Origin of the sequence: Thalassospira sp. UBA1131, assembly GCF_002311515.1 — a bacterium.
GTDB lineage: Bacteria > Pseudomonadota > Alphaproteobacteria > Rhodospirillales > Thalassospiraceae > Thalassospira.
The window spans coordinates 105,173-105,485 of the sequence record NZ_DCAO01000044.1 but is presented as its reverse complement, the minus strand read 5'-3'; the positions used below and the strand labels follow the sequence as shown (position 1 = coordinate 105,485).

1 protein-coding gene is annotated in these 313 nt (G+C 56.9%); it reads right to left on the bottom strand.

Annotated features, from left to right (window positions below; all coding sequences use genetic code 11):
• Positions 1-88: 88 nt before the first annotated feature.
• Positions 89-313, bottom strand: a 225-nt coding sequence (locus tag B3Z49_RS07220; RefSeq protein ID WP_296989422.1) for an envelope stress response membrane protein PspB, incomplete at its 5' end; no start/stop codon positions are given.

The window sequence follows — 313 nt, the reverse complement described above, 5'->3', positions numbered from 1 at the left end:
TCCGGGTTGTGCCGTGAGCCACATCCACAGCGCGAGCGTCTTTTGTGACTGCGCCCAAAACCGTCTCCGGCAGTAGCTTGCTGAGCAGTCATATCCTGTTCCTCCATTCGGCAACCTCGGCATCTAACAGGCGTTCAAGTGTTTCGACACGCGTTTCGAGTCGCTTTGCCCGCTGTTTCAGACCCGCCACCGCTTCCTTTTCGCGGGCTGTCTGTTCCGGGCTTTGCGGGCGTTGCTCGGCCTTCATGCGTTTCCAAACCGTGATGTAATGAAACACCACCCAAACCGGGCCAACAACGGTGATCAAAACGAT